Source organism: Maridesulfovibrio salinus (genome assembly GCF_055394525.1).
On sequence record NZ_AP042461.1, the window covers coordinates 4,025,996 to 4,049,152 of the forward strand.

At 47.3% G+C, this 23,157-nt stretch carries 18 protein-coding genes; 4 read left to right on the forward strand and 14 right to left on the reverse strand.

Translation table 11 applies throughout. The features are described from left to right. Positions 1–68: 68 nt before the first annotated feature. The 10 genes from ACZ5PW_RS18530 to ACZ5PW_RS18575 form a co-directional block, all read right to left on the reverse strand. Positions 69–710 carry a peroxiredoxin gene (locus tag ACZ5PW_RS18530; RefSeq protein ID WP_464556443.1) on the reverse strand — a complete coding sequence of 214 codons (642 nt, stop codon included), beginning with the start codon at positions 708–710 and terminating at the stop codon, positions 69–71. A gap of 159 nt (positions 711–869) precedes the next feature. Beyond that, entirely contained in the window at positions 870–2,792 is a 1,923-nt protein-coding gene (locus ACZ5PW_RS18535) for an ATP-binding protein (protein ID WP_464556445.1), read from the reverse strand. Positions 2,793–3,009: 217 nt separating this feature from the next. Further along, positions 3,010–4,734, reverse strand: coding sequence for a flagellar filament capping protein FliD (gene fliD, locus ACZ5PW_RS18540; protein ID WP_464556446.1), 1,725 nt, complete (start codon positions 4,732–4,734; stop codon positions 3,010–3,012). 11 nt (positions 4,735–4,745) lie between these two features. Beyond that, positions 4,746–5,954, reverse strand: coding sequence for a flagellar hook-associated protein FlgL (flgL, locus tag ACZ5PW_RS18545; protein WP_464556447.1), 1,209 nt, complete (start codon positions 5,952–5,954; stop codon positions 4,746–4,748). A 9-nt stretch (positions 5,955–5,963) separates the two neighbouring features. Continuing rightward, the gene (gene flgK, locus ACZ5PW_RS18550) at positions 5,964–7,991 is read right to left on the reverse strand and encodes a flagellar hook-associated protein FlgK (RefSeq protein WP_464556448.1); all 2,028 of its coding nucleotides are present in this window, start codon (positions 7,989–7,991) and stop codon (positions 5,964–5,966) included. 112 nt (positions 7,992–8,103) lie between these two features. Then, the gene (locus tag ACZ5PW_RS18555) at positions 8,104–9,645 is read right to left on the reverse strand and encodes a flagellar hook protein FlgE (protein ID WP_464556450.1); all 1,542 of its coding nucleotides are present in this window, start codon (positions 9,643–9,645) and stop codon (positions 8,104–8,106) included. Between the two features lie 19 nt (positions 9,646–9,664). Beyond that, a complete protein-coding gene (locus ACZ5PW_RS18560) occupies positions 9,665–10,336 on the reverse strand; it encodes a flagellar hook assembly protein FlgD (RefSeq protein ID WP_464556452.1) in 672 nt (223 codons plus the stop codon). Continuing rightward, on the reverse strand, positions 10,333–10,878 hold the full coding sequence (locus ACZ5PW_RS18565) for an RNA polymerase sigma factor (RefSeq protein WP_464556453.1): 546 nt from the start codon (positions 10,876–10,878) through the stop codon (positions 10,333–10,335). Before ACZ5PW_RS18565 ends, ACZ5PW_RS18560 begins: the two co-directional genes overlap by 4 nt. Positions 10,879–11,335: 457 nt before the next feature. Continuing rightward, a complete protein-coding gene (locus ACZ5PW_RS18570; protein ID WP_464556454.1) occupies positions 11,336–12,193 on the reverse strand; it encodes a flagellin N-terminal helical domain-containing protein in 858 nt (285 codons plus the stop codon). A gap of 549 nt (positions 12,194–12,742) precedes the next feature. Continuing rightward, a complete protein-coding gene (locus tag ACZ5PW_RS18575) occupies positions 12,743–13,600 on the reverse strand; it encodes a flagellin N-terminal helical domain-containing protein (RefSeq protein ID WP_464556456.1) in 858 nt (285 codons plus the stop codon). A 251-nt stretch (positions 13,601–13,851) separates the two neighbouring features. Between ACZ5PW_RS18575 and ACZ5PW_RS18580 the strand changes: the two genes are divergently transcribed. The 4 genes from ACZ5PW_RS18580 to ACZ5PW_RS18595 are packed head-to-tail and all read left to right on the forward strand — an operon-like array spanning position 13,852 to position 18,537. Continuing rightward, a complete protein-coding gene (locus ACZ5PW_RS18580; RefSeq protein ID WP_464556458.1) occupies positions 13,852–14,556 on the forward strand; it encodes a response regulator transcription factor in 705 nt (234 codons plus the stop codon). Next, the gene (locus tag ACZ5PW_RS18585) at positions 14,553–16,484 is read left to right on the forward strand and encodes a TonB-dependent receptor plug domain-containing protein (protein WP_464556460.1); all 1,932 of its coding nucleotides are present in this window, start codon (positions 14,553–14,555) and stop codon (positions 16,482–16,484) included. Before ACZ5PW_RS18580 ends, ACZ5PW_RS18585 begins: the two co-directional genes overlap by 4 nt. Beyond that, positions 16,472–17,032: a YfiR family protein gene (locus tag ACZ5PW_RS18590; RefSeq protein ID WP_464556461.1), complete on the forward strand. Its 561-nt coding sequence runs from the start codon at positions 16,472–16,474 to the stop codon at positions 17,030–17,032. Before ACZ5PW_RS18585 ends, ACZ5PW_RS18590 begins: the two co-directional genes overlap by 13 nt. Next, positions 17,029–18,537 (forward strand): CHASE sensor domain-containing protein, encoded by a 1,509-nt coding sequence (locus ACZ5PW_RS18595; protein ID WP_464556463.1) that lies wholly within the window; start codon positions 17,029–17,031, stop codon positions 18,535–18,537. Before ACZ5PW_RS18590 ends, ACZ5PW_RS18595 begins: the two co-directional genes overlap by 4 nt. A 32-nt stretch (positions 18,538–18,569) precedes the next feature. On the opposite strand, the gene ACZ5PW_RS18600 is transcribed toward ACZ5PW_RS18595, so the two are convergent. The 4 genes from ACZ5PW_RS18600 to ACZ5PW_RS18615 all read right to left on the reverse strand — a co-directional run bounded on the left by ACZ5PW_RS18600 (position 18,570) and on the right by ACZ5PW_RS18615 (position 23,073). Next, a complete protein-coding gene (locus ACZ5PW_RS18600; RefSeq protein WP_464556464.1) occupies positions 18,570–19,619 on the reverse strand; it encodes a potassium channel family protein in 1,050 nt (349 codons plus the stop codon). Between the two features lie 162 nt (positions 19,620–19,781). Then, positions 19,782–20,177 (reverse strand): DUF805 domain-containing protein, encoded by a 396-nt coding sequence (locus ACZ5PW_RS18605; RefSeq protein ID WP_464556466.1) that lies wholly within the window; start codon positions 20,175–20,177, stop codon positions 19,782–19,784. Positions 20,178–20,516: 339 nt separating this feature from the next. Continuing rightward, on the reverse strand, positions 20,517–21,167 hold the full coding sequence (locus ACZ5PW_RS18610) for a LysE family translocator (RefSeq protein WP_464556468.1): 651 nt from the start codon (positions 21,165–21,167) through the stop codon (positions 20,517–20,519). A 172-nt stretch (positions 21,168–21,339) separates the two neighbouring features. Beyond that, complete coding sequence (locus ACZ5PW_RS18615; protein WP_464556469.1) at positions 21,340–23,073, reverse strand: bacteriohemerythrin; 1,734 nt, start codon at positions 23,071–23,073, stop codon at positions 21,340–21,342. Positions 23,074–23,157: the final 84 nt, after the last annotated feature.

Here is a 23,157-nt window from a genome sequence, read left to right on the forward strand (position 1 = left end):
AAGAATTAAAACCGGCAGGATGCATCAGCACCCTGCCGGATTTTTTATCAGCTGTATATCCCGGAAGATTAAAGTTCTTTGTAGCAGAACCACCAGTCAAAGCTGTTATCAATATTGGTGCGCTCCTTGGCGGTTACCATATTGTTTGCCGGAGGAATGATGACCTTGTCACCGATCAGTTCGTTATTGGGCCAACCGGCGGGAATGGCCACACCATTGGCATCGGAAGTCTGCATTCCTTTGACTGCACGGAGAATTTCATCAATGTTTCTGCCGAGCTCTTGAGGATAGTAGAACATGATACGCAGGGTTCCTTTGTCGTCTACAATAAAGACCGCGCGGACGGTATTAGTCCCCTTGCCGGGGTGCACCATCCCGAGTTTGGCTGCAACTTTTCCCATATCATCTGCAATAACGGGAAACTCGATTTTTTCGCCGATTTTTTCCTCGATCCACTCAATCCATTTGATATGTGAAAACACCTGATCAATTGAGAGGCCGATGAGTTCGCAATTGAGCTTTCTAAACTCTTCGTATCTTTTCTGGAAAGCTACAAATTCAGTTGTGCAGACAGGAGTAAAGTCTGCCGGATGGGAGAAAAGGACAAACCATTTTCCTGCCATGTCCGCTGGCAGATTCATGGTTCCGTTGGTGGTAACTACTTCCATTTCCGGAAATGCTGCGCCGAGAAGAGGAATACCTGTTTCCATGTCAATCTCCTTGTCTACTGCCTTAGAGGCAGTTTTTGATGGTTTATGAAACAACAGATTTTTTTTCACAGACTGAGCTTGATTCAAGTAATACTCAGCTCACTCTCGTTAATTAGTAATAATTATTACTAAGGTTTTTGGTCAAGCAGTTTTTAAAATTTATTTGTTCAGAGGCAAAGTAATTACAAAAACAGCCCCTTTGCCTGAAGGGCTCTCAGCTGATATCGAGCCGTTATGCTCATTCATTATCCTTTGCGCCACAGCCAGTCCCTGGCCAGTTCCTTTACCCGGTTTTTTTGTTGTAAAGAAGGGTTCGAAAATTTTCCCGAGATCCTCTTTGACAATTCCCAACCCGTTATCAGATATAACAATTCGGACCTCTCCCCCCACTCTGCCGGATGCTATTCTTATGGTTCCTTTTCCTGAAAGTTTCTTCTTTTCTATCGTTGCGGAAATTGCATCAACCGCATTCATGATAACTGCGATAAAAACCTGATTCATATCTCTGGCTATACAACGAACGTCCGGAAGGTCAGATGAAAGATCAAGGTCCATCATGGCCACATCCTGCCAGGAACTGCGCGTTATCTCGACACATTGACGAATAAGATTGTTTATGTTTTCTGGTACGGGATTTACTGGTCCTGTGCCCGCAAGTTCCTTTATCGAAGAGGTGATATCAGAGATGCGCATGACGCTTCGCTCATTTTCGTCAAGAACCCCGGGTATTTCCTGCAGAATTTTGGATAGCTCATGCTCCTTGAGCTTGTCATTGAACGGAACTCCTCTGCCGTCATGGGTCTTTAGATCCTGCATGAAAGAATTAAAGGCATTGAAAGAACGGCGTAGAAAACCGGAGTTAACCTCCAGATACTGCAGAGGAGCACTGACCTCATGGGCAATTCCCCCGGCCAGCATTCCTACGGAGCTGAGGCGCTGTTGACGCAGCATCTCCTGTTCCATTCTTTTAAGGCGTGAGATATCTGTAGTGATTGCAAGCAATCCTGTGGATTCCGATGTTTCTCCGCGCAAAATTCGTGGAGAAAAAAGGACTGTGACCTGTGATCCATCTTTTTTCAGTAAATGCAGCTCAAACGAATGAAGTTTACCGTTGGTAATACCCTCAATTCTGCGCATATACTCGTCACCACTATCATCATCCATGAGTTCCTGAAAAGCCATCCCCTGTAAATGATCCGGCGGATACCCGAGCATATGCGCAAAAGGAGGGTTGCAGAAAATAATATTTCCCATGCGATCCAGATACAGGATGCCTTCGCCCACTGTTTCCACAAGAGTGCGGTATTTACTCTCACTTGCAAGGGCTTCTAACTCGGCCTTTTTTATTCCCGCTACACTGCGGATCATCAGGCACCCGAGTAACCATGCGAAAACAGTGAGGGCAATGAAAACCCTCCGATTACCTAGTTCTGCATAGATAATGGGTTCCAAAGGAACATTAACACTGATTCCGCCGCGGATTTCACCTACTTTATAGCCCTGTTTGGCATGACATTTTAGGCATGCCTGCTCTGTAACAAGCGGAATAAGCATGCGCAGATATCTCTCGCCACTGATCATCTGCATTTCGCTAACTTCATGGACTCTGCTCTTCTCAATGAGAGAAAGCACGCCTGCTTCCCACTCGTCCGCTTTGTTACCGGGCCGTATTGGATTCAGACTGGTTATGTGACCGATTATCCCCGACTCGGTTTCCCCCAACTCATGAACCTGCCGGGTCATGTAGGCCGGATTAATTTTGGTGAGCTTCTGCCCGTCACTGGTCGTAACGTCCCTGTTCTCAAGGTCAAGGTATGGATTAGGTTGAAGTTTTCCGCTGACTGCTCCGTAAACCCCGCCATGCATTGAATTCCAGCGCCGATAAAGAATATCCTTTTCAATGGAAGTCCGGGCCTGAATTCGGGCGGTATTCAAAATCTTCTCATCCATTGCCTGAAGATTCAAAATTAGAAATATCCCTGCTGCCGCAGTCCAGACAGCAAAAAGTCCTCCAAAGATGATTATATGTTTCATGCTCGGCCCGACAGGGCTGAATAAAGTATTTTCATGTCTGTTCTGCATTCCTACAGGTCTCCACCTTAAAGGATATTAAAACAATAACATTTATACTTTATAGTAAACATTCTTACGCGATAATGTCCAACACTATCAAAAAAGAATCTTTCCCCCTCATGAAATAGACTCTGTCTATAGAGGACATCGCATTACATAGAAAAAACAACAACAAGAGATCACATCCAACAACACTATGCTGAAACCGCCCCCTCCCTCCCGAACTCTAATCATCAAGCTGGGACAGTGTGGTCTCAAGCTGGCTTTCCACACCTGAATAGTAAGAGAGCATTTCATCAAGCGCGGCATATTTTTCAGTCAACCTGTTTTCAAGAGAGTCCAGTCTTGCTTCCTCATCATAAATATCCCCTTCAATCTTTGTGGTCAGACTTTCATAACTTTCCAGCAGCAAGGGAATACTCCCACTCTCGATGTCTGTGATTGTGGAGCATAAATCAGCCAATTCTCCGCACTTGCCCTGTTTTATAGTCACTGCAGAAGAATAGCTGCCATCAGTAAGATCACTGACCTCAAGATAAAGACCGTTCGCCTCACTGTCACTCTGAGCTAGCAGTGTGTTTCCACTTATCAGCATGTCAACGCCGTCAATTGTCGCGGAAGTTATCACGCCGCCGGAAACCGTGTATTCAACGTCATAATCGCCGCCCCCCGTAAGTCCGGAAATAGTCGAAATCACGCGCATTGAAGAACTATCCGTCGAAGCTTCACCGTTGGCGGCAAAGAGCATTGCCACAGCTTCCGGGTCTTCAGCCAGAGCATCCTCTAACTCATCATAATCAATTTCGAGCTGTCCGAAGGTGGAAGAACCTTCCTCGGAATCAGTGGTGATCCCCAGAGTGGATAGCGATGGGTACTTATCTCCTGTATCGGTGGCACTGTCATAGCGCTGAAAGCCGATCCCAATGGTGGAAAGGACATCCTTGATCTGGCTGTAAACAAGATCAATAGTAGAGTCTTTCAGATAAAACTGGTCCTCATCATCTTCTCCGTCATCCAGGGCTCCGGTAAGGTCAAGTATATCGTAAAGGATCTGGTTTACTTCACTGACAAATGACTCGATTGTCGCCACCATGCTTTCGGTATCGTAAGCGACACTGATAGTCAGTCCTTCGCTATCGGTAGTGGAATTCAGATTAAGGGTCATATTGTCAATTACATCGTCAACAGTATTGGAATCCCGCTCAATCCACTCATCAGCACCGGATGGATAGCCGTCTACTTTCAACTGGGCATTCTGGGCAGTAAGAGTATTGGTGAAATCTCCACTGCTAAGTGTACCGTCATCACCACTGAAATTCATATTTATTGATACATTGTTATCCGCTCCGGTATCCTCACCGGTAAACTTCAAGTGATAGCTGCTTCCGTCATAAACAAGAGAGGCTGTTATCTTATCCTCAAGGTCCGGGTCTGAATTGATCTGGTCGACCAGTTCCTGTGCGGTTGTTCCCGCTGTCACCGAAATATCATAATCTGTTCCGGCATAAGACAGGGTCATACTGGCGTTTGAATTGGTAATCGCGGAGCTTGTGGACGAGAGATCCATACTCTCGGCAACCCATACATCCTTTTGCGCCAACTGATTTATAACAAGATTGTAGCTTCCTTCGTCAGCACCATCCTCCACAGTAACCGTTGCCCCGTCATCGGAGACTGTTCCGGAATACTCCAGAAACTCATCCATTTCATCCATAGCCTGCAAAGTGGTGGACAGGGCTAAAACCTCTTCATCCAGAGCAGTCAGCAGTTCAACCGCCGCCTCGGTTTCTTCCAGATCTGCCTCATACCTCTCCAGTTCATACTTTTCCGCCTCTATGGTGGCATCAATGAGTTCGCCCCAGTCGGTTCCGTCACCAAGACCCTCAATAGTAAACCCGCCGGAACTGGTGTTTGAAACATACTCACTTGATGAAACAGATGATACTGACATGCCCCACCTCCTTACAAATAATCCATGATCGACATGCTGATCGCATCTGAAGTCGAACTTAACACAGCCTGATAGATGTATTTTGCCCGGCTCAACTCCACAGTCAGTTCTGCACTGTCGGCATCTTCTTCGGAACTTATTGCATCAGCCACCCGCTCACGGGTGTAGCTCAGACTGGTCGCCGTGAAGTCAGTTTTCTCTTCACGGGCACCAAGACCTGAGGTTTCGACCAGCATCTGATCATAACCGTCACTCACTGTTTCCAGAGTGGCAGCCACTCCGTCATCATTGCCGACCCACATAAAGGCAATGGAATCACTGATGGATTCAAACAGGTTGGGTTCGGTGAAGGCCTGCCCGTTTCCCTGATCCACCCCGCCGAAAAAGTCACTGCCCACCGAATTCACTTCTATTTCCGTAGATTCCGAGATAGCGACCGACATGGCTTCGTCCGCACCATTGTACTGCAGGGAGTTTCGCACCACGAACTGGCTGCCTGTGCCGGAATCCTGATCATAAGCTGAGACTGATACTCCGGAATTCATTTCGACAGTAACATCTCCCAGTTCAAGTTCAGTATCCGCGGGCGTGGCTGTTCCATCCATGCTCCCGGAAACCCAGCTTGCCCCCCCATCCAGTGAATAGCGGTAATCCACAATATCTGTTCCCACGATCCCATCCGATGTGAATTCCACAATCACGGGATCATCAACCTGCCCACTGATCTGGCTGAAGTCTGACTTCGCAGGAGAGTCTCCGGTTACCGTTACACCGGGAACATATTCGTACGGAGCCGTATTAGTATCTTCCCCTGAAAACAGGTAGTCATTTCCGACCTCACTGTTTGCAATCGCCAGAAGAGAGTCCTGATATCCCATCATATTTCCGGCCATGGACTGTTGCTGTTCATCTGTGTAAGTCCCGGTAGCACCCTGCTCCACCTGCTCCAGAGCCGATATCATTATCTCGCTTGCCTTGGACATAAGCCCGTCAGCTGTGCCCAGCAGGTTTACTGCGTATTGTGTATTATTGTAGTAACTTTCCAGACTGCTATCGTAGCTGCGCAGGTCAACGACATTTCCCATTCCTGCGGGATCATCCGAAGGTGCGTTGATTTTCTTCTGGGTGGCGGTCTGGTCAGAAACCTCCATATAATCGTTAAGGGATTTTGTTATATGGCTCATTGTCTGCGAATAAATCTGGGATGTGCTGATTCTCATGGCTTACCTCTAAATGATACCCAGAATGGTATCGATCATATCCCTTGTGACTGAAATAATCTGACAGGCAGCCTCATACTGCTGCTGGTACTTGGTCAGGTTGACCAGTTCCTCATCCACATTCACACCGCTGGCGGACTCCTGCTGGTCGTAATAAAGCTCGGCCTTCGAAGTATCGACTATCACCTGTGTTTCTATCGAGGCTGCGGCGGCCCCCACCTCAGAGACCATAGCGGACAGGAATTCCGTTAGAGACGAGCTTGTGGCCGATGTTCCATCCCCTATGGAGACCTCTTCACTCATCAGATCGTTTATTGATTTTGCCGTGGAGTTGCTACCGGAAGAAACGCTCCCATCATCGCCGACCTCCCCCGCGTTGATATGCGAAGGGTCCTCGGAGACATAGGAATTCACGGAAATATCCTCGGCAGAACTGCCTTCGAAAAAAGTATTTATTCCAGCACAGGCAAGAAAGCCCGACGAGTCCTCACCGAATTCAAAACCGGTTCCGGTTGCAGCCTGAATCTCCAGTTCCCCGTCAGTATTGACGGATGCGGTAAGGGTCCCTGCAAAAGCGGCATTTATATCAGCCACAACATCATCCAGAGAGTCCACAGAAGGATCAATGGTAATTGTTGCGTTCGAAGCAGGATTTCCGTCCGAGTCATATGTGTAGATTGTAAATTCGCCGGACTCTATTTTATCCTGAAATGTATATCCGCTGCCGGACAGTGCCGCGGTCTGGTCGTCAACTCCGTATGTGCCCTCCACGGCAGTATGCGCTTCCAGCCCGGCCCCCTGCGAATGGACGGAGTTTACTTCCCATATCAAAGCCGAGGTATAGTCATCCAGATCATCAAGAATAGGTTCAATATAGTCATCACGGACTTTGAAAAGACCGGCAATGGAACCGCCGCTGGTCCTGTTGTTCACATCATCACCGCTGGAATCGGTCATCGGGGTTATGTTAACCCGGCTTCCGGAATCACTCTCCCAGTAGAGCCCTGTTTTCGGGACTATGGAATAGCGGTCTCCGGCCGTATGGTCGGTTGTTCCGCCTGAAAAATATATTTCTACTCCGGCCACGCTTACGGAACTGTCTTCATCTCCGGCAGTGTAAAGCACAGTGTTCCCGTTCCCGTCCTTCTCCCAGGTCTGCCCGCCGTCCAAAGACACCTTGAACTGGGCGGTTCCGTCAGCTCCGGAAGAGACGAACTCGATAAGGATTTCTTCGCTTGATGTTCCGGTAAATTCCAGTTCTCCATCGTATGCTGATCCGGGCTGCAGGGACTCGGATGACTTAGCTCCAGAGTATACAATATTATGGGTCTCACTTCCCTCGACAAGAGGCTGGCCAGATTCCGTATAAATTTTGGTCTGTCCGTCACTTGAAGATATGACCTCGACTCCGATGAGTTCATCAAGCTCGCGGATTGCCTGATCACGGCTGGCAACAAGTTCATAATTGTCAGAATTTGCTGCAATCTGCTCATTCATGATTGCAATCGACTCAATCAATTCATTCGCAGAGGCGACCTGATCTATGATTTCGGATTCGACTGTGTCAGCCATGGAATTAAGTTCCGAAGCAGTGGAATTCAGGGAATAAACCAGAGAGCCCGCTTCCCCGAGAAGAGCCTCCCTTTCCGCCAGCGAGTCGGGGTAGGTGGAAAGATCGCTCCAGGCACTAAGAAATTCATCCTGTGCCGCAGCAAGACCTTCCTCATCACTCTGGTTGAAAAGAGAGTCCATCTGGGAAAGATACTCATAGATAGCGTTGCTGGAAGAAAGATCCGCGGAAGCTGCAAGATACTGGGTTTCAACAAAACTGTCCCAATTGGCCTGAATACTAACAATATCCGCCCCTGTTCCGAGGCTGGTCCCGTAAGCATTGATATTTGAACTGCTGTCATAGACAGCATCAGCACGCTGGTAACCTTCAGTCTCGGCATTGGCGATATTATTGCTGGTCGTGTTGATAGAGACCTGTGCGTTTGCGACAGCTTTCTGACCTATGGAAAGTGCGTTACTGAGCATGATTTCTCCCGGACTTAAGGGTCCTGCGCAGACCAGTATTTCGGTTTATCCTTATTGCCTTAAGAATTATTATTTAAAGGAACGGCCATGACCTTGATTAGAATAATTTCACTTATCTCTTCAGCCCGATTGCTGTCTGAAGAAGTTCATCGGCTGTTGTAACAACCTTGCTGTTAGCCTGATATGCGGACTGGATAATAATCAACTCGGTCATCTGCGAAGCGAGGTCCACGTTTGAGGATTCCAGCGCATTGGAAACCACTGAACCGAATCCAGCGGACCCCGCAGTTCCGATAATTGCCTCGCCTGACTCGGTGGTTGCCCTGAAAAGAGTGCTCCCTTCTGCCACCAGTCCACCCTCATTTGTGAAATCGGCGAGACCCAGCTGATATAGTTCTATTGACTGGCTGTTTGAATAGTTGCCGATGAGAATACCGTTTTCATCCACTTCCACAGAAACCAGCGAACCTGTGGCGTAACCGTCCTGAGAGACACTGTAGGTAGCGGAGGAACTGTCGGAATAACTGGTCGTTGCTCCGAGATTCAGAGTGTAATCACTGAAAGAAGGCAGGTCGGAATAGCTTGTTGAAGCCGAAATATCACCAAGTGTCGATACTCCTGAAGCAGTTGTCCAGGTCGCATCATCGCTGGACATACCGAAACTGACGGCGACATCCTGCCCTTCGGCACTGCCGGTGAAGTTTAAATTGACTTCCGGATATCCCTCGGGACTGAGGTCAGCGAGTCCCCAGTTGGCCGCGTCCTTGGTATCGGTTGATGCTGTGGCATTGGACATGGTGAAAGCTGTCATGGATGTCATCTGCCCTTCAGAATTGAAGGTCAGTGTTCCGGCCATGGCCAGACCCGCACCGCTGGTTGTATTGAGAGCAAGTCCGTCAGAGCCGGTGCGCATATCATCCTCGGCTTCATAGGCGGCCACGTATTCCCAGATTATGTTACCGTCGGCATCAACATCCACTGGGTCCATGTAAAATGTCATGTCATGTGAGGTTCCGTTCTCATCATATATGGTCATGGTGGTCGAATAACTGTACTGGGAGTCATCAAGCGGCGGCTGCTGCGTCCCATCATACAGCTGGAAAAGTGAGGTGTAGGGATTTGAAGTGACAGCCGAGTCTTCACTTTGGGAATCAAGGTTCATGGTCAGACCTATTTCCGAGGTAGCTTTGGGCGGAGACTGTGACTGATCAAGCTGGATAGTGGTCAAAGTACCCGAAGCCGTGCCGTCTTCGATTGCCCAGCCCTGAACCTGATTACCGTAGGGATCCACCAGATAGCCGTCTTTATCGAAATCAAAGTTCCCCGCACGGGAATAATAGGTAGTATTTGTATCCGGATCGATTACTATGAAATAACCGTCTCCATTCAAAGCTACGTTAGTGGAAACACTGGAGTCTTCGTAAGAGCCCTGAGTATAATCCTTGTTTACAGTTGCAACTCCGGCCCCGTTACCCACCTGGGAATTTCCGCTTCCGGTGGTAATGGTTGAATAGAATACATCCTCGAAAACAGCATCAGAGCTTTTGAATCCGACAGTGGAAGAGTTGGCAAGGTTGTTTGAAACCACCGATGTTGCCTGAGAATTGACATTAAGGCCTGAAATTCCGGTGTATAAAGAGCTTGTGATCCCCATTTCATCTCTCCTTGTTTTATTAAATGAAGGAAACTTCGGTTATGGACACTTCACGCCCGTCATCAAGAGTCAGGGTAGTGCTCCCCGAATCGTTCTGGTCCACTGCGGTTATTGTCCCGACTGACTTTGTGTAGATTTCGACCGAGTCCTCATTCTCGTCATAGGCGAAGGACAGGGCCACGTAAGTTCCGTCTGAATCCAGATCAGCCTGGGTCATAAGTTCTTCCCCAGAGATTTCAGTCTCGCCGGCCTCCATGTCGGAGTAGTAGACAGTATCCACCAGCGTCCCATCCGAATCATAAATGTTCAGCCCCACTGTGGCCGCGTCATCCTGAAGATCGATCGTTATTCCGGTAGCTTTCCCGTCTTCAACGCTAATTATTCCACCATCAGCCAGAACCTCTTCACCGATGTATCCCGATGTGCTCAAAGCCGAGAGAGCATCCAGCTGATTGATGATTGTCTCCAGATTTTCATTCTGCTGCACATCCTCATCGAGCATGGAATAACTGGTCATCTGATTGATCATTTCAGTGTTATCCACCGGGTTTGTGGGGTCCTGATATTCAAGCTGGGTGGTAAGCAGGGTCAGAAAATCAACCTGATCCAGCGATGAACTGTCGCTTGAAGTGGTGGTTGTGACATTTGTCGAGTCTGTAGACGTATAAGTGCTGATACCTTCGACGGTCATGATACGACCCTCCTCTCTCTATCCGCGGCAAAATGGCGGCGCAGTTTATTTATGGCCTGATGTTTTATGCAACGAACTGTTCTGGCCTTTATCCCAAGCTGCTCAGCCACTTCGACTGCTTTCAGATCACCCCAGAAAATCATTTGGAGGACCTCGGCCTGTCGTTTGGAAAGCAAACCGCCGGGAACTGTGAAATTTATTTCTTTGGCTTCAGGCGCTACTACATCATCTATTTCAGATGCATCTTCACAGAGAGAAATTCTTTTCCTCATGTAATCAATTGATACAGATCGACATATTATGTACAGCCAGGTATTCAGAGAACTCTTTTCAGAAGAATATTTATAAATATATCCGTTTTTTATTATCTTAAAAGCAACCTCCTGAAAGACTTCATCGATATCAAAAGGGGATACATCACGAAACTTAGTGTACATAAATTTCTTAATTACATTTTTTATTAGAACTGAATTGTCTTCAAAAAAGTATTCGAACTCATTATTTAATTTGTAATTACATTTTGTATTTAAATATGTGTTCATATTACCCCCTTACAACCTCAAATAGAGCAACACATGTTCCATACAACATTAAAATACAATGACTTTAAATTAAGAATGAATCACAGTTCATAAATTTAAAAAGATGAGTATTAAGCAAAAGAGGCAAAGAAGAACTTAAGTTAACCTTTCTTGATATAAAGGAGTGTAAAAACAAGGACATGGAGCATAGTAGAATGCCAAATCATCCAGCAGGCAACATTTGCCCGGTAATTTTAACCCTGAAAGAAAGAGTGCGGGGAGTGGTATAGTTATGAAAAGGAATATTGGGAAAGTGCCAGAGACTGGACACAAAAAGACACTATAACGAAAAACGCATAGACATTCTTGATTATCGGTGTTTTTTGCAGAAGCTGCGCAGATAGTGCCTTTTAAAAAACATAAGGGCCCGCAAAGCGGGCCCTTAGACTGCTTTCGAAGCAGAGTAGAATGAATAGAATTAGCCGATAAGGGACAAGGCCATTTCAGGGAGAGAATTTGCCTGTGCAAGCATGGAGACCGCGGACTGGGTTATTATCTGCTGCTTAGAATAGTTGGTCATTTCAAGTGCGACATCCACGTCTGAAATCTGTGATTCAGCCGCCGAAAGATTTTCAGCCTGAATTTCGAGGTTTGAAATGGTTGCCTCCAGCCTGTTTTCAGTTGCACCGAGATTTGCGCGAATCTTATCCTTGGAAATAATGGCCTGATCCAGTGCGGCCAGAGACTGCTGAGCCGCCTCCTGTGTTGACACTGTGTACCCTGCTCCGATTGTGCTCTGGTTACCGATACCCAAAGCCGAGGCAGTGCAGCAGCCGATTTCGATATCATACTTATCTTCTGCAGAATCGTTACCCGTACCGAAATGAATGGTCATGGAGTTAGTGCCGCTGAGGTTGCCGTTCAGCAAATAGATACCATTAAAATCAGTAGCACTGGCAATACGGGTAATTTCCGAGGCCATTGCCTGATACTCCTGATCAATCAAGGCACGCTGATCAGAAGTATAGGTTCCGGTCGCAGCCTGCTCTGCGAGCTCTTTCATGCGGATCAACTTTTCATCCACCACCCCGAGAGCTCCATCTGCGGTCTGGATCATGGAAATACCGTCATTGGCGTTGCGAACCCCCTGATTCAGTGTAGAAACATCCGAACGCATAAGCTCACGTACGGCAAGCCCTGCGGCATCGTCCGCGGCAGAGTTCACCCGCAGCCCTGAGGACATCTTTTCAGTTGAACTTCCAAGAGCCTTGTAAGCATCATTAAGATGACGGGCTGCAGAATTAGCCATAGTGTTATTGTTAATTACCAGGGACATGACAAACCTCCGTGTTGCTGGATCTTCCTTGCGGATTTTCTTATTTTCAAAATGCCGACATTTCCGTCAAAGCCTATCCTTTTCCTGCAACACGCAATCCAGATAATATTAACAAAAACAAACAGATAATTCAGATTTAATCATTTTGAATTTACTTTTTAAAGGAAACATTAAATCTGTCTTCAGAAGCACTACCTCCTACTAAGCATTCTTAATGTTTTCTCTTACAAAAACGTTTTTCCGACACCGGTAAAGACAATGAATCGACAACAGGGAAGTTTTTTCCATGGCAAGAAAAGAAGTGGGTAAAATAGGTCCTGAGAAAGGACCGGACTTCACTAGAACTGTAAGTAGCAACAAAAAGTAAGGTTGAATAACACCCGGTAATCCTGACATATTACAGGAAAAATTAAGCTGAAAAAGAAGGGGGGAACAACGATGATGCCAGCCCATCAAAAATAATTTACAGGCGGCACAACGAATGGATTTAAAAAAGTATGGGGTCCGAATTAACCGGACCCCACTTTTGACAGGACTTGGTTTTGAGAATTATCCGATAAGGGAAAGAGCCATCTGCGGCAAGGAGTTGGCCTGTGCCAGCATGGATACCGCTGACTGGGTGATGATCTGCTGCTTGGAGTAGTTGGTCATCTCGGTAGCCACATCCACGTCAGATATCTGGGATTCCGCAGCAGCAAGGTTCTCAGACTGGATCTCAAGGTTGGAGATTGTCGCTTCAAGCCTGTTCTCGGTAGCACCGAGATTTGCCCTGATCTTATCCTTGGAGACAATCGCGGCATCAAGAGCGCCAAGCGCCGCCTGAGCCTGTTCCTGAGTGGAGACAGTATAACCGGCATCCAAAGCGCTCTGATTGCCGATACCCAGAGCAGAGGCAGTGCAGTTGCCAATCTCCACATTGTACTTGTCTTCAGCGGAATCGTTTCCGGTACCGAAGTGAATGGTCATGGCTCCGTCACCGCTGAGGTTACCGTTAAGCAGGTAGATACCGTTAAAATCAGTAGCGCTGGCGATACGGGTAATTTCCGAAGCCATAGCCTGATACTCCTGATCTATCAGGGCACGCTGATCAGAAGTATAAGTACCGGTTGCAGCCTGCTCCGCCAGTTCCTTCATGCGGATAAGCTTTTCATCCACAACTCCCAGAGCTCCGTCTGCAGTCTGGATCATGGAAATACCGTCATTGGCGTTACGAACTCCCTGATTGAGAGTGGAAACATCCGAGCGCATGAGTTCGCGAACAGCCAGTCCCGCTGCATCATCTGCAGCTGAATTGATACGCAGACCGGAAGACATCTTCTCAGTAGAAGCACCAAGAGCCTGATAAGCATCATTTAGATGACGGGCAGCCGAATTCGCAAATGTGTTATTGTTGATTACTAAACCCATAAAAACCTCCGTGTTGTATTGCACATCCTTGCGCCAGTGACAGACAACCGTTTTGCCTGCCTTCACTTGTTTATACGCAGCGGAGGTAAAGAACGTTTACAGGGCAATTTTATTCAGCAACCTTCAATTCCGTGATGCTATAGACAAAAAGCATCTATCTTTATTTTTCTTTACTTTCTTTACAATTTTTTACACTAAACTTTTTTGCTTATCTCTTCTGAACCCATAGTATCCTAGGCAGGAGAAAAGTTATGAACAAGATACTTCTTATTGATGACGACCCGGAGATGGGAGAGCTTCTTTCCACCTATCTCGCCGGCGAAGGCTACAGCCTGCACCACTCATGCACCGCAAAGGAAGGACTAAAGGCTATCGGGAATGACAGCTTTGATCTCGTGCTGCTTGATATTGTCCTGCCGGATATCAGCGGGCTGAATGTTCTTGAAAAAATCAGGATGGACTCGACGATTCCCGTAATCATGCTCACCGGAAAAGGCGATGAAGTAGACAGGGTTGTAGGCCTTGAAATGGGCGCAGACGATTATATCTGCAAGCCGTTCCCGTTACGTGAACTGCTGGCCCGCATGAGAGCCTCGCTTAGACGCTGCTCCATGACAGGAGAATCCAAAACATCAACTCCGGTCAAACGCGGTTCCTTAAGTGTCGGCAGCCTTGAGATCAATCTCGATTCCCATTCGGTACTGGTTAAAGGTATTGAAACCCACTTTACCGCTGCCGAGTTCAGCATCATAGAGCATCTGGCCACAAGCTGCGGCAAGCTTGTTGAACGTGATGACCTGATGGAAACAGCGCTGGGAAGAACTGTTGATTTCGACGACTATGTCCTCAACGTTCACATGAGCAATCTCCGGCGCAAAATAGGTGACTCAGTTTCAATTAAAACCATCCGCGGTCGGGGATACATGATGACCGCCAGGAGCCAGGCTGAAGCATGATCCGGTTGCGGGAGGCTTTCATTGCCCTTTTAATCTTGATCCCGGCCCTTATCGCCGGAACCTCGCCATGTTTTGCAGGGGACAGGGAAGTCTCCTCAGAACTTGAAAATCTGGACATTGAAGACCTGCTTCAGGTCGAAATGATATCTCCATCCCAACGAAAACAATCCCTTGAAAACATCGCCGGTTCATACACGATCCTCACAGAGGAGGATATAAAGCGCAGCGGAGCTAAATCCATTCCCGAAGCACTGCGCACGGTTCCCGGGGTTCTGGTGACCAGAACCGACACCGACAAATGGGCAATAGGCGTCCGCGGTTTTTCAGGAACATTCAACAGCAAACAGCTTATAATGGTGGACAACCGTCCACTCACCTCCCCTTATTTCAAGGGTGTCATCTGGTCTTCGCAGGACCTGCCCATCCATCTGGTCAAACGCATCGAAATCGTTCGCGGCCCGTGGACCAGCCTGTGGGGTTCCGAATCGTTCAACGGGGTCATCAACATCATAACCAAGTCCGCTGCAGAGATGCAGGGGAGCAGAAGTGTTTCCACTGTCGGAACAGATGGTGTGGGACAATTCATCCGCCACGGTGAAAAAATTTCTGAAAACGCAACCATGGCAGTATATGCAAACGGAGCATACGAACCGGGCAAGAATTATAATATCCGGGGAAGGAACGAAGAAGGTTCCAAAAACTGGCTCAGAGGTTCGGGCGGTTTCAGGACGGATTGGCTGAACGCATACACCGATCAATTCTCTCTTCAGGGGCAGCTGTCCGGTTCCACAATTGACGAGACATCTCCACCGGGCAACCGTTTCTCCGCCAATGAAGACAAGGACGACTACAGTGGATATGCCCAGCTCCTCTGGGACAGAAAAACCGGAGCAAACTCGGGAATGCAGTTCAGGTCCTCATATACAAGGACAACCACTACCCTTGAGGATATGGAAACGACCTCCAATTCCATTGAATCAGAATTTGTTTACTCCAACGAACAGATTTCAGGCCACTTCTTCACTTTAGGAGCAGGGGGAAGATATTTCTGGGACTCCTTTAAACAGGGGGAAAGGGTTTTTGTAACCAATGATAATATCTACCGGCTTGAATTCAGCGGATTCGCTAAAGACCGCATCACCCTTATTGACGAAAAGCTGTTTCTGACTCTGGGCCTAAAGCTGGACTACTCCGAGAGCAAGGATCTTGCCCCGCAGCCCACCGCGAGGCTGCTGTACACCGAAAACGATGAGGAATACTGGCTTGCCCTTTCGCACGCCAACCGGGAGCCGGGAAACTGGATTCGAGAAGGAAGCTACAGGGTAAGAATCAGGGATAAGGAATACATTCTTGATACTTCCGGGGGACTTGAAACAGAAAAGCTGAGTTCAGTGGAAGCCGGATACCGCAAACTTTTCAGTGACAGACTCAAGCTTGATATTTCACTGTACCTGAACAGCTACGACCAGCTGGTCACTCTCGACTATGATGAATACACTCTGACCGCAACTCCGGCCAGTGCACTGTGCGGACTGACCTACGGGACCGAAATCGCTCTCGACTGGCAGGCAATGGACAACCTCATACTCCGCCCATCACTGGACCTTTCCAATCAGGACTTTTCCAACTTTGACCATGAGGTTCCAGGTTTTTCCCCTCCCCTGAACAGTCCTATCTACAATATAAAGCTGCAAGCCCTGATAACTTTGTCAGATGACTGGGAGCTTGATTTATTCAGTTCATACATAAACACTCTCGACGACCGGGATATTTCCTCCGGATTCGGACTAGATGCCCGGCTGGCCTGGACTCCCAAGGATGATTTTTCTATTGAACTTATCGGTTCCGACCTGTTCACATCTTTTGATGAAGGAGAATTCACTCCCACTGAACCTTCATGCGCAGTGAGAATCACATGGGATTTCTAAGGTACAGTAAGATAACGGCAGTAATACTCGCCGGAATCCTTATTGTGTATTCCCTGAATGTGGAATACGCCTTCGCCCGTGCTCACCATGCAGCTGAAACCAGACAGCTCAAGGCGACTCAACCTCAACTGCAGGCTCTCTTCATCAAGAAAATAACTAAATATGTTTTCGGACCGGATAAGGTCCGGCTGTCGGACGGACAGCCGGTCAGAGTCGCGGCTGTCAGCCCCAGAGAATTATCACGATTCTTCAATCGCCCTGATGACTTCAGGCTTATCCGCTGGCCCGGGGAATGTCAGGTTCTTTTCCTGAACGGGAAAAACCCGAGATCCACAGCGGCCATACTGCAGAAGGTCAGAGAACTTCCGGTGTTGACTATAGGAAGCAGCCCTGATTTCATGCGGCAGGGCGGAATCATCAATCTCGTGGAATCTGGTTCAAGGTTCAAGCTTCAGGTCAATGTCTGCGCTGCCCGCAGGGCCGGTCTGACAATCAGCTCCAAACTGCTCAAACTTTCTGAAATATACTGTGGAGATTCGCTTCAATGACCCTTTACCGCAACAGTCTGGGCCGCAAAATAAGCATAGCGATACTCGGAACCACCATTGCTGCACTGGTAATCTCCATGAGTCTGATCGTTGCATCTTTTTTTCACTCTTACAGACAGGGAACGATACAAAAAGCCAACAGTCTGGCCCAGATTCTTGTTACCTCCATATCACCGGCCCTGGATTTCAATGACCCAGAAGCCGCTGCCGAAGTACTCGACTCCTTGAAGCTTATAAGAAACACCGATGGAGCGACAGTTTTCACCATTGAAGGAGAAGTGTTCACTTCATACGGCAGGGAAGCAGCAATCCTGCCCGAAGACCTCGAAAAACCTGCTATAGAACTGAACAGTTTCCGTATTGTACAGGAGATCAAATCAGGAGAAGAAATACTCGGCTATCTGGTTATTGATGGACGTTTTTCCGATCAACTGGACTGGCTTTATCAGAACCTGATCTCATCAGCAGTTATTCTTGTGATTATCGTTGTCATCTGCATTCTGGTGACCGCGCATTTCCGAAAAAAACTGACCCGCCCCATCGGTCAGTTGACAAGCGCGGTCCGGGATATTTCCCGTAACAAGGACTACTCACAAAGAGTGTCTTACCGCAGTGATGACGAGATCGGTTATCTCGTCAATGAATTCAATTCGATGCTGGCAAAAATTGAAAAAAGGGATGTATGGCTTACCAGCCATCGGGAAATGCTCGAAAATATTGTGGCCCAGCGGACAATGCAGCTCAGGGCCAAACAGAGGGAACTGGAAAATAAAAACAAGCTGCTTGTAAAAGAGATTCACGAAAGACGCACAGCTGAAATGATCCGCGATGAGGTGGAACGCATCAACCGCCACGACCTCAAGTCTTCTTTGAACCTGGTTATCGGTTATCCGGAACTCCTGCTCAGCGGAGACCCGCTGACACACGACCAACGCAAATACATCAAACGTATTGCCTCCGCTGGTTACCGAATGCTGGACATGATTCAGTTCCATCTGGACATGTTTAAAATGGAACAGGGAATCTACAAGCTTAAAACCATGCAGATAGACCTTATCGATCTGATGACATCACTTGAAGAGGAAATGGCTCTACTGCTTAACCAGTCCGGGACTGAACTGTCCATCACGCTTGATGGAAAAGAAATTGAAGGCATAGAAGAGATTTTCATTGAAGGGGAAGGGATGCTGCTGCGGGCCATGTTCCGAAATCTGATTAAGAATGCAGTGGAAGCCTCCAACCACGGTGATACGGTCATAATTTCCATTGATTCAGGACCGCCGGTATCGGTTACGGTGAAAAATACTCTTGCCGTCCCGGAAAATATCCGTGACCGTTTTTTCGATAAATATGTGACCCTCGGCAAAGAAGACGGAACAGGGCTTGGGACCTACTCGGCACTTCTCATCGCCAAAACCCATGAAGCCCGGATCACTATGCATACGGCGGAAGAATTCGGGACCGAAGTAACCACACTATTCAAATCCCGAGAAAACGCCGCCTGAATATCAATTCCACCAGCAGACGCAAAACTCAATCAGGAATAATACAACCCTTCGGAGCACCCGAACAGGCTGTTCAGTTCGCTTATGGATTCACCTGAAGTCAATACGATAATGTAATCTCCGGCCAGAACTTTAAATGAAGAGTGAGGAAGTTTATTCATCCCCTGCCCTTCTCCTTCGCCTCGGCTTACTCCGATTGTCAGGACGTTGAACTGTTCACGGAGTTCATCAAAGATTTCACCATAGTCGGTTCCGGCGAAGCGGCTCCCGGGCTTAACAAAATACTGCTGAATATCGTAATCTTTTTTCGCTGAAGCAGATGAAAGAATGTCTTCATTGAACCTGGCCACACTCGGCTCGAAGATATAACTAGCCACTATTTTTGAAGAAATATCATTACGGCAGATCGTAAAACTCACTCCGGCACTGGTGAAAGTCTCCTTGAGTTCGGAGTTGTCGATTGTTGCAACAAAGGAAAGATGAGGGTGGTATTTTTTAGCGTTCAGCACGAACACCAGATTTCTGGTATCATCCCCAAGATTCGGCATGAGCGAAACAGCTTCGGCAGCATTGGCTTTTTTTAGGCACTCACGGCAGTTCATGTCAGTAAAGACTACAAAAACCTGATCACGTTTGAAGGTTTCGTAAATAAAATCGATATGGTCTTTATTGTCTGTGGCGATGCAGACTTTTTTTCCGGCATGCACCAACTGGGTAACCACATCCTCGGAAAATTCGTTCCAACCTACAATGATGACGTGATTGCTGAAGTCTGTTCCGTCAAAACCCATTTTTTTTCTCTCCGCAAGGAACTGGATATGTTCCGTAAGTTTACCGATAAAAACACCTAAAATCCCGATACTGCCGAGCACCATTGTCATGGAGATAAGTTTTCCCGCGTTCGACGTGGGATAGAAATCTCCATACCCGACAGTAGTCAGAGTAACCAGAGAATACCAGAAAGCATCAAACAGAGTCTTGATATTTGAACTGTCGTTGGCAGACTCAAAATAATATATAAGTAAAATCACCAACGCATAGGAAGCTATACCTGCAAGCAGGAAAAAGATATTTCTTTTCATAAGCTATGGATATCCTGATTAAATTTAACAGATACACCAACCATGAACCGGATAGCAGGTTTGTCAGGTTATAACAATACGGAACAGCACCGCAACTACATGGACACAAAAAAACCTGCAGCCATGAAGCCACAGGTCTTTCTTGTAATTTTTAAATAATCCTCAAGCTCGCTGCCTACCGGGAAACTTCTGAAACAGCGTTTTCAAATTCAGAAGTTTAGCGGACTTTTTTGTGGTTTCATCCTTCATGCAGATAATAACCAGATAAAGAATTCCAACAACAGGAATCAAGGCGGCGAAAAGCAGTCTTCTATCCCGTCCGAGAGCGTTCAGCCTTCTCACGAACAACGCGGCACAGGACAGCATGGACCCCACTATGAAAAGGCCGCTGACAGTGTCAATAACCTTGTCCGCAAACGGATGTTCCACTGCATATCCGAGAGCAAAAAGAAACGCGATTATCGCGGCATGAATCAATATGAAATAACTGAACTCATCACGAGTCGCCCGGCTGTGAAAATCCCCGAATTTTTTCCATATCTCAAAATAGTATTTCATCCCTCACTCCTGCCGGGTAGGTTCCTCGAATGGCCCCCTGCCCAGCTATTATTGATTTTCATAATTACCGACCCCAATCGGCAGACGAGAATTGACCTTATTTTTGTTCGCAACTTTTCGGTTCTATTTTATTTGGTGTCAAGTTTTTTCACTTTTAACGCCACCGGGCGAATATGCCCCGCTATTAACGGTTATGCATGTTTTTTCTGCATTGAATCAGTCCGGGCAGTCTGTCTGCTATCGGTCAAAAATCTGCAGTCCGACCACACTGAATACTACTTTTCAGGAATCACATTAAAACTAGCTGGGAATTGCTGATATTTGGTATTGCCATTTGGCCTAGCCGGAAAGAAAAATAGTTCCTCCCAACAGAAACAGCACAACTCCGGTCACCCGATTTACCACAACAGCATAACGTCCATAAACACGCTGCATGAAGGCGGTATTGAGAAAAAGGACAAAGACTCCCCAGCCGACCAGAGCCTCGGAGACAATTACAGAGCCGTAAATAATCTTTTCCTGCAGCCCTGCATCAGGACCTACAAACTGCATGAAAACACTCAGAATGAACAAGGTCACCTTGGGATTAAGCAGATTGCAGAACAGTCCTTCCCGGAATCCCTGTAAAAAACTGGCTGACTCGACTGCCGCGCCGCTGCCGGAACTCAGATCAACATTCCCGGTATCGGTAAAACAGCGGTAGCCTATATAAAGCAGGTAAAAAGCTCCGGCATAGCGCAGAATATCAAAGAGTATCTGATTGCTTTTGAGCAGCAGAGCCAACCCCAGAACAGAAAGGCTGACATGAAAGGTAAGCCCAAGGCAAACACCCAGAACGCATCCGAATGCCCCCGGCGAAGCGGCTAGTCCCCCACGGGTGGATGCCCCGCCTCCCCGTCCGGCGTGGCGGATGAGCAGCATCATATCAGGACCGGGACTCATCCGGGCCACAAAACAGACTGACAGCAATGTCAGAACAGATTCAAGCATCTCTTTCTCCTAAACAAAAAAAACACGGGCAGCTGAATAAAATATAAATTGGGATAAAACAGGACCTGCGGCTGGATTTGGTAATTGAACACCGGACGGCAAAACAGCAAAGCCGGAAGTTTTGCTTCCGGCTCAGGCTGCTTATTTTGACTTTATCATCAAAACTTAAAAACTACTTAATACCGTGCCTGTTCATGAAAGATGTATATTTTCTGTCTTCACCCTGAATATGCTGGACCAGCCAATCTTTAAGAAACTGCATCACATCCATGGTTACTTTAACTTTGCCGCTGCGCAGTGCAGAATCAAACTCCTTCACCTGATCCACGAACTTTTTATGAAGCTCTTTATGTTCTTCTGTCTGGGGGTAACCGTACCGGTCAAAAATCTTCTCTTCCGTGTTGAAATGCTCCACGGTGTAGTTTTTCAATTCATCGACAAGTCTGGTCATTGCAGAATCGGACGCACGGTCACGCATGGCCTTGTGCAGACCGTTAATCATCCCCACAAGTTTTTTATGCTGCACGTCGATTGCCCTGACTCCCACAGAAAAAGCGGCATCATTCCAGGTCACCAGTTCTTTACCGGTTGCGGCGTCCAGTTCTCCGGTTGCCATACCATGGATCAGAGTGTCCAGTTCCTGTACAAGGCCGGAAACTTCAATAAGCGCTTCACGGGCCTGATCCATCCCTTCCGCTGTTTCCTGGGCAACCCGGGTCACATCGGATACGGCATTGTTGATCTCCTCACTGGTAGCCGACTGCTCCTCGGACGCGGTTGCGATTGAATCAACCTGAACCGAAGTGGATTCAATAATCGTTACAATCGTTTCCATATGACGTCCTGATTCAACCGCGATCTCAGTTCCGGACACGATATCGGCGGCAGCCCGTTCAACAGAAGCCACGTTGGTCTGGGCATGCTGCTGAATATCAGTTATGGCATCACCTACTTCTTTGGTGGCGACCATGGTCTTTTCTGCAAGCTTGCGGACTTCATCCGCTACAACCGCGAACCCTCGTCCGGCCTCCCCGGCTCGAGCAGCCTCAATTGCGGCATTGAGAGCCAGCAGGTTGGTCTGGTCGGCAATATCATTGATAACATTGATAACCCGACCGATATTTTCAGCCCGCTCACCAAGCTGGGTCATGGTTTCCTTGAGAGAAAGAACTTCATCCTCAACCTTTTTGATTGCAGCAACTGAAGACGCGACACCTTCAGCACCGATAGAAGCGTTGTTTTTGGACTCCTCGGCATTACCCGCGGCAAGAGAAGCATTACGGGCTACCTCAAAAACAGTGGAGTTCATCTCTTCCATTGCGGTTGCGGTTTCAGTCATACGGTCACGCTGAACCTGCACCCCTTCGCTGACTGCTTCAATGCGTTCAGTAAGTTCATTGATATTGGAAAAAATATTCTTTGAAGATTCGCGGGCCTTGTCAGCAACCTTGCGCATTGATGTAACAAGAATTCTGGTTTCTTCTTCTTTTTCCCGGCTTATTTTCAAGGCCTGATCACTTTCATTTGCTTTGTCCTGTGCTTGTTGGCGCAGAGTGGCGGCATCTTCCTTAGCCTTTTCAAGCCCCTCAACCATGGAGCAGACTGCATCCTTGAGTTCAAGCAGTTCATACTTGAAATCCCCGCTGCATTCCGCGGTATTTCTTCCCTTCTGGATATCAACTGCATAATCATGAAGCTTGATAAGCGGCATTCTCAGGTTTTTCCTGATACTGAAATATACCAGAGCTGAAACAAAAACACTTAGAAACGTGCCCGTTATAAGAACGGTTGTGATTGTGCCCATTTTCATAAACTCGGGACACAACACCCACATAACCAACAGCATAATTAAAGGAATGAAACCAAGAACAGCTACAGAAAACTTGATACGGTCAGAAATATTCATTGCAGATTTCCAGAGTTTAAATTTACCGGATAGGAAACAACAGCATTACTTTAATCAGATTGAGATTAAATTATCCAAATATAA

Excerpts from the sequence above, each read along its gene's own strand:
- ACZ5PW_RS18530 (WP_464556443.1), bottom strand. The coding sequence starts at position 710 with ATGGAAACAGGTATTCCTCTTCTCGGCGCAGCATTTCCGGAAATGGAA.
- ACZ5PW_RS18535 (WP_464556445.1), bottom strand. The coding sequence starts at position 2,792 with ATGCAGAACAGACATGAAAATACTTTATTCAGCCCTGTCGGGCCGAGC.
- fliD (WP_464556446.1), bottom strand. The coding sequence starts at position 4,734 with ATGTCAGTATCATCTGTTTCATCAAGTGAGTATGTTTCAAACACCAGT.
- flgL (WP_464556447.1), bottom strand. The coding sequence starts at position 5,954 with ATGAGAATCAGCACATCCCAGATTTATTCGCAGACAATGAGCCATATA.
- flgK (WP_464556448.1), bottom strand. The coding sequence starts at position 7,991 with ATGCTCAGTAACGCACTTTCCATAGGTCAGAAAGCTGTCGCAAACGCA.
- ACZ5PW_RS18555 (WP_464556450.1), bottom strand. The coding sequence starts at position 9,645 with ATGGGGATCACAAGCTCTTTATACACCGGAATTTCAGGCCTTAATGTC.
- ACZ5PW_RS18560 (WP_464556452.1), bottom strand. The coding sequence starts at position 10,336 with ATGACCGTCGAAGGTATCAGCACTTATACGTCTACAGACTCGACAAAT.
- ACZ5PW_RS18565 (WP_464556453.1), bottom strand. The coding sequence starts at position 10,878 with ATGAACACATATTTAAATACAAAATGTAATTACAAATTAAATAATGAG.
- ACZ5PW_RS18570 (WP_464556454.1), bottom strand. The coding sequence starts at position 12,193 with ATGTCCCTGGTAATTAACAATAACACTATGGCTAATTCTGCAGCCCGT.
- ACZ5PW_RS18575 (WP_464556456.1), bottom strand. The coding sequence starts at position 13,600 with ATGGGTTTAGTAATCAACAATAACACATTTGCGAATTCGGCTGCCCGT.
- ACZ5PW_RS18580 (WP_464556458.1), top strand. The coding sequence starts at position 13,852 with ATGAACAAGATACTTCTTATTGATGACGACCCGGAGATGGGAGAGCTT.
- ACZ5PW_RS18585 (WP_464556460.1), top strand. The coding sequence starts at position 14,553 with ATGATCCGGTTGCGGGAGGCTTTCATTGCCCTTTTAATCTTGATCCCG.
- ACZ5PW_RS18590 (WP_464556461.1), top strand. The coding sequence starts at position 16,472 with ATGGGATTTCTAAGGTACAGTAAGATAACGGCAGTAATACTCGCCGGA.
- ACZ5PW_RS18595 (WP_464556463.1), top strand. The coding sequence starts at position 17,029 with ATGACCCTTTACCGCAACAGTCTGGGCCGCAAAATAAGCATAGCGATA.
- ACZ5PW_RS18600 (WP_464556464.1), bottom strand. The coding sequence starts at position 19,619 with ATGAAAAGAAATATCTTTTTCCTGCTTGCAGGTATAGCTTCCTATGCG.
- ACZ5PW_RS18605 (WP_464556466.1), bottom strand. The coding sequence starts at position 20,177 with ATGAAATACTATTTTGAGATATGGAAAAAATTCGGGGATTTTCACAGC.
- ACZ5PW_RS18610 (WP_464556468.1), bottom strand. The coding sequence starts at position 21,167 with ATGCTTGAATCTGTTCTGACATTGCTGTCAGTCTGTTTTGTGGCCCGG.
- ACZ5PW_RS18615 (WP_464556469.1), bottom strand. The coding sequence starts at position 23,073 with ATGAATATTTCTGACCGTATCAAGTTTTCTGTAGCTGTTCTTGGTTTC.